This window comes from Micrococcus sp. R8502A1, assembly GCF_006704135.1.
GTDB classification, from domain to species: Bacteria; Actinomycetota; Actinomycetes; order Actinomycetales; family Micrococcaceae; genus Micrococcus; species Micrococcus luteus.
In genome coordinates, this window is sequence record NZ_VIGS01000095.1 from 1 (window position 1) to 3,160 (window position 3,160).

Annotated in this window: 3 protein-coding genes; 1 reads left to right on the top strand and 2 read right to left on the bottom strand. The window is 64.1% G+C overall.

Going from position 1 to position 3,160, the window contains the following annotated elements; all coding sequences use genetic code 11:
* Positions 1-367: 367 nt before the first annotated feature.
* On the bottom strand, positions 368-913 hold the full coding sequence (locus FLM69_RS11140) for a hypothetical protein (RefSeq protein ID WP_141844277.1): 546 nt from the start codon (positions 911-913) through the stop codon (positions 368-370).
* A gap of 379 nt (positions 914-1,292) precedes the next feature.
* Between FLM69_RS11140 and FLM69_RS11415 the strand changes: the two genes are divergently transcribed.
* Positions 1,293-1,442, top strand: coding sequence for a hypothetical protein (locus FLM69_RS11415; RefSeq protein WP_181743517.1), 150 nt, complete (start codon positions 1,293-1,295; stop codon positions 1,440-1,442).
* A gap of 221 nt (positions 1,443-1,663) precedes the next feature.
* Here FLM69_RS11415 and FLM69_RS11145 read toward each other — a convergent pair whose 3' ends face one another.
* Entirely contained in the window at positions 1,664-2,806 is a 1,143-nt protein-coding gene (locus tag FLM69_RS11145) for a CHAT domain-containing protein (protein ID WP_141844278.1), read from the bottom strand.
* Between the last annotated feature and the right edge of the window lie 354 nt (positions 2,807-3,160).

Below are 3,160 nucleotides of genomic sequence, written 5' to 3' on the forward strand. Positions count from 1 at the left end.
GCCCTGAGGCTTTCAGCTGCTCGACCAGGTCCTGGCCCGAGGGCTCGCCTGGGTTCTTCTCGTCGATCATGGTCATGATTCTTACCGTTCCTCTCGGTACGGCTTACACAGACCATCTGACACGCCCGTGCGGCGCGCAGTCCGTCACCCGCGTTGCGGTCGAAGAGCGCGCCGGGCCCTGCCGCAGAAAAGCTCACTGCTCGCCGGTACGTTTCCGTCGCGCGTGGCCAGCCCCGACAGAGACGGCAGCGTGAGTCCGACCGGACGCGTGATTGCCGCGAGGAACCGCGCCCGATGAGCCGAGCGCACCTCTACGCATGGACGCCAGATCAACAGGGCTGTTCGCACCTGCGTCTTACCTCGCCCCTCACCAGGGGGACCCGATGGTTGCCAGGAAGATCGCCATGGAGATCCCTGCGAACACGAGCAGGGTCACCCCCATCCAGGGCCCCACGTGCCGACTTGTCGGTACCTGCGTTCTCCCCAGGCGGCCGACCAGGACAGCGAGGCCGATGGCTTGGACGACCCCCAGGCCCGCCAGTGACGGATCCCGGAGAAAGACGGCCAATGGCAGGAAGTGCAACGCGACCACGACTGCCACCCACCACGCCATCCAGCGCCCCTGGCCCCGCCGCGCGAGGACGAAGCAGCCGACAGCCGCGAGCAGCACCTCCAGTCCGACCACGACCCCGAACCAGGCGTACTGACCGTCGAGTGCTGACCCGTCGCTCCAGCGGGTGAAGACGGCGAAGCCGAAGATCCCGGCCACGATGAGCCCGACAGCGGAACCCGCTCCCAGCCACTCTCTGCCGGATCTCGGCGGGTCCTCCTGTCCCCATCCGAACCAGACGAAGGACATGGCGCCGAACCACGCGATCGTGAATGCATGGTCGCGGGCGAATTCGGTGAGCATCGGTGCACCTCCGTGGAGATCGACGGGTCCAGTCCGATGGACTCTATGCGGGAGCCCAGATCATTCTGAGCACCGCGACACCGGCAGACGGTGCGCTGCTGTGTGATCCACGGTTGCAGGCGGCCAATAATGTCCGAGCCTTCTGCGAATTGGAGAATGAACTTGCCACACACTTGGAAACGACGGAAAGACTCGATCAGCACTGGATGATCCGCCATGAAATCTATCGGACCGGGTATTTGGAAAAGCGGGATGTTTCCAATATTTTTGAGTTCCTTTGGTTCTACGAAGCTATTAAATTCGGGATCCGATCCACACATTGAACCGGAACTCTACTACTTTCCGTAGCCGAATAATCTTTCGCTAATAGACTCGCCTCATGAGCACTCCGCCTCCTGTCCGCGCCGCCATCTCCTTGCGAGTCAGCCAGAACAGCGAGATGGACGGCCTGGCCATCGACGATCAGCGAGGAGACTGCATCGCGGAGGCCGAGCGCCGCGGCTGGCCAGTCAAGCCTTACTCGACCTAAGGCGAGCAGTCGGCTGCCGGGCGAGGGCATCCGCGTCGTCTTCAGGCTCCGGGAACCCGAGTGGTTGCCGCCGGGCAGGGCTGCTGGGAGCTGCTGGCTGGAGCCTGCCGAGGCTTCTGGAACCCCGAAGACGCTTGCTGCGGGCGCGACGGTGCAGGCTGGGGGCGGGATGTCCGAGTTTGGGAGCGGTCGAGCGTCCCGCCCTTTCCCAGATCGGACCCTCAGCCAGTCGCCTGCACCAGCACAAGTGTTGAGGCGTCAACATCGTCACGCGTGCGGACCTCTGGCAAATGGGAGTCCTCCAGCGAGGCCAACTGCATGGCGGCCCTCGCTTGCTCCACCGCCATGCCGACTGACTGTGCGGAGGCTATGGCGGCGTAAAACTTGGCCGCGAACGTGATCGCCGCCAAGTCGGTGATTGACTCCGACATGCCAATGACCGTGGGCACCGTCTGGAGCAGATCCTCGACCCCTTCCAGACTCTCGCAGGCATTGAGGACGACGAGCCTGGGCGGCTCGTCCGTCGCGCCCAGGACGCGAGCAAGAAGTGCAAACTCGATCCCCGCCCCGTCCTGCGAACCCGCATCGTCCTCCAGCAGGAGACCCAATGCGGAGGCGTGGCCAGAGAAGTGGACGACGTGCGGACGGTGGTCGTTCAGGCCGTCGATCAGGTCCATGCCGGTAGCGGCGGGGAGGTGCTCGACGGTTACGAGATCACGCCACTTCGAGGCACGGAGCGACTGCTTGACCTGCCGCACCTCCTGGTCGACTCGAAGCCACACCCCCTGCGTCTCGACGGAGCCGTCCGGTAGTTCGATGGTCGTCTCAATGGCGTAAGGATTGGCGGTGAGGTAGAGCACGCGGAGGGGCTCCGGTTTCGGAGGCTGCACCTCCACGTAGCGAATCTGATTGGTGGAGCTACTCAGACGCGCGACCTCGCGAGCGTGGTCCTTCTCCTTCTGTCGACGGCGATCATCCTCGCGGTCCCGAGCGCGCTGCTCACTCCGCTCCTTCTGACGCCGACGATCTTCTGCACGATCGCGTTCTCGTTGCTCGGTTTCCTCGGCACTACGAAGCGAAGTACGCTTAGAGGCAATCGACTTGTTCGCGTCCGCGATCTTGCGAGACAGATCCGCCACCTTGGCGCTTGCGGTGGTCGCCTCCTTCTCCTTGCGCTCGGCGGTGGACAGTGCCATGCGACGGGTCGAGTCGCTCCTGGTGCGTCCGGCTTCGTCTCTCTTCTTGCGGGCCGCCGCTGCCGCGTCGTCCACGGTTTTCTGCGCCTTCGTCTGGTCTTTCTGGAGCCGGGAAACCTTTGTTTCCAGACTCGTGATTTCTTTCCTGAGGTGGTCAGTCCGTGACATGCCTTCTCCCTTCCATGTTCGGAGTATGTCAGGTGGAGCCGCCAATCCTCCGCAGCCCCCCCCAGGACGCTGGATGCGCTAACCGCGTATGAGGATCAGGGTGTACGCGAAGCAGTCGCTCGCCACCCAGCCACCCCGGCGGTGGCGCTGGAGGCGATGGCTGGAGAACTGGACCGACTGCGAGACCTCCGCATCGCGCGCGCCCTGGCCGGGAACTCAGGCACGCCCTCCCGCGTCCTGGAGGCGTGGTTGACCGAAGGAACCGGGGGCTGGAAGACCCTGGCGCGAACTGCGCTCCGGGGGGGCTGACTCATATACACATCTACGAGCCCAAGAGACGGAGCTACACACCGG

What these genes read in the sequence shown, in the direction of transcription:
- FLM69_RS11140 (WP_141844277.1), bottom strand. Translation starts at nt 913, where the DNA reads ATGCTCACCGAATTCGCCCGCGACCATGCATTCACGATCGCGTGGTTC.
- FLM69_RS11145 (WP_141844278.1), bottom strand. Translation starts at nt 2,806, where the DNA reads ATGTCACGGACTGACCACCTCAGGAAAGAAATCACGAGTCTGGAAACA.
- FLM69_RS11415 (WP_181743517.1), top strand. Translation starts at nt 1,293, where the DNA reads ATGAGCACTCCGCCTCCTGTCCGCGCCGCCATCTCCTTGCGAGTCAGC.